The sequence below is a fragment of the Candidatus Bathycorpusculum sp. genome, from assembly GCF_009778815.1.
GTDB classification, from domain to species: Archaea; Thermoproteota; Bathyarchaeia; order Bathyarchaeales; family Bathycorpusculaceae; genus Bathycorpusculum; species Bathycorpusculum hydrogenotrophicum.
Window position 1 is genome coordinate 1 of record NZ_WRFL01000107.1, and the last position, 4,403, is coordinate 4,403.

The window sequence follows — 4,403 nt, forward strand, 5'->3', positions numbered from 1 at the left end:
GCACCACAAGGGGTGAAGCTTGCGGTTTAATTGGAGTCAACGCCGGAAATCTCACCGGGAGCGACAGCAGTATGAAGGCCAGATTAAAGGTCTTGCTAGACGAGCTGAGAGGAGGTGCATGGCCGTCGCCAGTTCGTGCCGTGAGGTGTCCTGTTAAGTCAGGCAACGATCGAGACCCGCGTCCTCTGTTGCAACCAGTTTTGCGCTGGGCACACTGAGGAGACCGCCACTGATAAAGTGGAGGAAGGAGCGGGCCACGGCAGGTCAGTATGCCCCGAATCTCCCGGGCCACACGCGAGCTGCAATGGCAAGTACAATGGGTTCCGACCTCGAAAGGGGAAGGCAATCTCGAAAGCTTGCCGTAGTTGGGATCGAAGGCTGAAACCCGCCTTCGTGAACATGGAATCCCTAGTAATCGCGTGTCATTAGCGCGCGGTGAATACGTCCCTGCTCCTTGCACACACCGCCCGTCGTTCCACCCGAGCGACTCTTGGGTGAGGTGCCGTCTAATTGGCGGTATCGAATCTAAGTTTCGTGAGGGGGGAAAAGTCGTAACAAGGTGGCCGTAGGGGAACCTGCGGCCGGATCACCTCCTAAGAAATTAAGCATGTATGTGCTTACCTGGAGGAGCAAGGAGAGCATTTAGGCTATGCGTCAAAGCCCCAAAATTAGCATAAGGTAGCTGAAGAAAAGGTCTCCATCCTTTTCCATCCCAACCCTAAAAAAATATTTTATTTAACTGCATTTTTATTATTTTTACTATTAGCGACCGCTTTTCGGCTGTTTACTGACGGTTAAGTTTGTTTGTTATTACCTCACGGTAGTTAGTGAATATGACTTGCCAATGTTTTTATCTAAATTTTCTGCCTAAAAAACTACTTTGAATTGGTTTTTTGGTAATCCCCCAGTTTGGTTATCTTGAATTTATTTACTCTAATAGTAACTGCTCTATTGGAAATGGCCTCAACTATGTATATCTCTAATTATTTAGGTCGTTAAAGTAGTTGAAAAAGATGATGGAGGGTTAGTGTGTTTTTCTTTTAATGTGCCAGCTGTTTTTCTGTCTGAGCATAGTTACTGTGCCTGTGCCTGCTAAGGCTAAAACTGCTGTTAAGAAGCTGGCTGTTGCTGGATTGAGCTCAAATGTTGCCTGTTTGGGTCCTATGTGTTCTGTTGAGGCAATCGCGCTTGTACAGAACCATGAAACTGCTTGGTCTGCTGTGATTCCTCCACCTACTGAAACATGATTTATGCCTTCATTGTTATTGTTTGCTAAATTAGTTGCCGTTAGGGTCTCTATATTGTTTAAGTAGAAGTGAATTTCGCCGTATTTTGCATCTTGCACCGCTTTGAGTTCAACTAAGTACCAGGTATTAGCTGACACTGTTTCGTTAGAGGTCATACTGTAGACTTGGTCTGCGTTAGCGTAGTCTAACTTCCAATGTACTGCTCCGTTTTGGTGTATAATATTTAGTGCACAAATACCATTGGCAGGGGTAAAGTTGCTCTCGATTGCAGAATTATACATCCCGCCGGCGCCAATTATACTGCCATTTTCTTGCGGTAAATTGCCAAAGTAGAGATACCAGCGCCAGTTAAGACTGCTATAGGGATTGTCAAACCATTTATATACATAACCCCACTGGCCAGTTACCGGACCGCCTGTGGAACATTCCAATGTTCCATCAATGACTCTGAGATTAACATCGCTTCGGCTAATACTTGTCCAAGTACGTGTGTCTCCTGATTCAAAATCATCACTAAAAACTACTGTAGCGGGATTTGGTGTGGGATACGGTTGTGGCGTAGTGTCAGGCGTCGGTATAGGTGTTGGTGATGCTGTTGGTGCTGGTGTATTGGTCGGTTTAGTTGTCGGATTGGTTGCTGGAGACGGTGTTTGAGTTGGTTTTGTGGTGACACTTGGACTAGGTGAAGCACCAGGTGCATAAGTGTTGGGTGTGGGGCTATTTGTGTTACTGGTTTGTGGTTGAGGTGGCGTAGATGTTGCGGGGGTGTTGTTTGTATTGGGTGAACCCGTTTGTGAGTCAGCAAAAAGAGCGGCCACCACAACGACGGCCAAAATACATGTTGCTATTACTGCAACGACAATTTGTGAGTTTCTACGCATCTTTAAAATCTCCAAGAAAATAATCAAGTCAGCAATGATTTCTGGCTGACAAACTAGTGTATGTTTGGTTAATTATTAACCAATGTGATTGTATTCTGCCTACCGCACAATGACCTAAACTTACTTTGCTATCTATCTAGTATTTGTTTGCTGGATGTTTTAGCTTGGTGGCTCTGCACACATAGATCCATGCGGTTGCTACTGTGGTGGGTTCTTGATGTTTTTGCGAATTTATGTGTTTATCTTTCAGAAAATCTCCTAAGAGTAGCGGGGTAGCATTTTATACTTTAATTTTTGGGGTAGTGTTTGGATAGCTATTTTACTTGCCAGTGCTAAACCTATGTGTGATGTCTGTGGTTGATTTTATTGTGGTTTTAGTAACAGCCAAAGATAGAGCTGAAGCAGAAAAGATTAGTCAGGCTCTTCTTGAGAAAAAGCTGATTGCATGTGCCAATATAGTTAGTCCTGTTATGTCTTGTTTTCTTTGGCAGGGTAAAATCGATCAGGCTGAGGAATATCTACTTGTCATGAAATCACGAATGGATTTGTTTGCAGAGCTGTTGCAGCAAGTTAAGCTTTTGCATAGCTATGAGGTGCCTGAAGTTTTAGCTCTGCCGATTGCTTTGGGCTCAACGGACTATTTAGCTTGGATGCAGAGTGTTCTCAAAGCATAATAGTGTAGTTGGGCAAGCTTTATTTTTGTCCAAGTTTACTGTAGCCTATGCCGCTATCGCTGAATGTTAAACAAAAGCTTGTCGGCGTCGCAGTGTTGCTTGTCATTTTTGTCTTACTTGGCTCTTTTTTGGTTTGGGGGCGTCCTCAAAACCCTGATTTTGCCGCCTATGAGGCGCAGACACAAAAAATTTTTGCGGATGCCAAAACTCAATTTGAACACATCCGAAACGTTACCCTGCCTCAAGATATCAATCTCTATATCTACACCAAACAGCAAGCCGTAGACCGATGGGGCCAAGACCCCCCAAACTCAGATACAACCAGCATCCTAAGACAAGAAATCATCTACAAAAGCTTATTTTTAATGGATGAAACCGATAGTTTAAGCGGTGCTACGGCTGAGTGGATCGCAGGTTGGACTGCTGTTGCACTTGGTAAAGATATCTATGTTATTTATGAAAACTTTCAACCCTGGAACCTGCCTGCGGCTGAGGCCACGCTAATACATGAACTTACCCATATCTGGCAAGATGGTCTTCCTGTCTCAGCCAGCTACGATGCCAACAAAGCACACAATGCACTTGCCGAAGGCGACGCCTCCTACATGAGCGACTACTACAAAACCCAATATAACACCCCCACCGCCTCAACTACTACTGTTGGTGTTGGTGATTTGAAAAATTTATCTGCCATTGTAGATGTTTTGAATCTAAACTTTGTTTATCCCAGTGTTCCTGACACCGTTACTGAACTTAACTGGTTTCCCTATATCCAAGGTAAAACTTTTGTTTCGGCAATTGTTGATACCGGCGGCTGGGACAGACTAAACCTTTGCTACACACACCCCTACACACCCAGCACAACCGAGCAGATTCTCCATCCTGACAAATACCTCGCCGGTGAAACCGCAAAACCCAGTCTTGCACCAATCCCTGCTGATAACAGCTGGACAATAATACCTAGTAGCTATGGTTATGACTCTGATACTTATGGTGAATACTTCATCTATGTGATGTTAAACCGATGGCTAAACGATAGCCAAGCCCAACAAGCTGCAACCGGCTGGGGCGGCGACACCTTTACCTACTACGAAAAAAACCATGCCTTCTTATTCACTTGGAACATCACCTGGGACACCCCCCAGGATGCATGCGAATTCAACCATGCTTTCCTTGATCTGTTAAACCTTACCCAAGCAAACCCCAAAGGCACCAATACCTGGTTTACAAACAACAGATACCTAACCTTGATTTGGAACCCAAACACAGACTCAACTCTAATTGTTTGCTCAACCAACCCCGACATTGCCGATCCTTCTTTTTTTATCTGCTAAAATCCCAATCCCCAGTTCCATATCCCATCATTTCATCTATTTGTGCATTGTTTCTTGTTGCGTGCTAGTTCATAGCAACATTTGTTTTTTGGTAAAGTATTTCAATGCGACTCATAGCAACAGCAAATACTGTTATAACCTGCATTTTTTGAGAGTGTTGACCAATAGATATATTGTAGGGTGTGTTTATATTAATTCAGCCGGTGGCTGTTATGGTTGAATGTAAAAATTGTGGTTCTGAAAAAACAGTTAAAAGCGGGCAACTCC

General features: G+C 44.1%; 3 protein-coding genes and 1 rRNA gene. 3 read left to right on the forward strand and 1 reads right to left on the reverse strand.

Going from position 1 to position 4,403, the window contains the following annotated elements:
• A 16S ribosomal RNA gene (locus FWF39_RS11905) occupies positions 1-595 on the forward strand; the annotation flags it as partial.
• Between the two features lie 429 nt (positions 596-1,024).
• On the opposite strand, the gene FWF39_RS11910 is transcribed toward FWF39_RS11905, so the two are convergent.
• The gene (locus tag FWF39_RS11910; RefSeq protein WP_343383656.1) at positions 1,025-2,128 is read right to left on the reverse strand and encodes a hypothetical protein; all 1,104 of its coding nucleotides are present in this window, start codon (positions 2,126-2,128) and stop codon (positions 1,025-1,027) included.
• A 353-nt stretch (positions 2,129-2,481) separates the two neighbouring features.
• Between FWF39_RS11910 and cutA the strand changes: the two genes are divergently transcribed.
• Positions 2,482-2,802, forward strand: a complete 321-nt coding sequence (cutA, locus tag FWF39_RS11915) for a divalent-cation tolerance protein CutA (RefSeq protein WP_343383657.1) — start codon at positions 2,482-2,484, stop codon at positions 2,800-2,802.
• A gap of 47 nt (positions 2,803-2,849) precedes the next feature.
• Positions 2,850-4,136, forward strand: a complete 1,287-nt coding sequence (locus FWF39_RS11920) for a hypothetical protein (protein ID WP_343383658.1) — start codon at positions 2,850-2,852, stop codon at positions 4,134-4,136.
• The last annotated feature ends 267 nt before the right edge of the window (positions 4,137-4,403 follow it).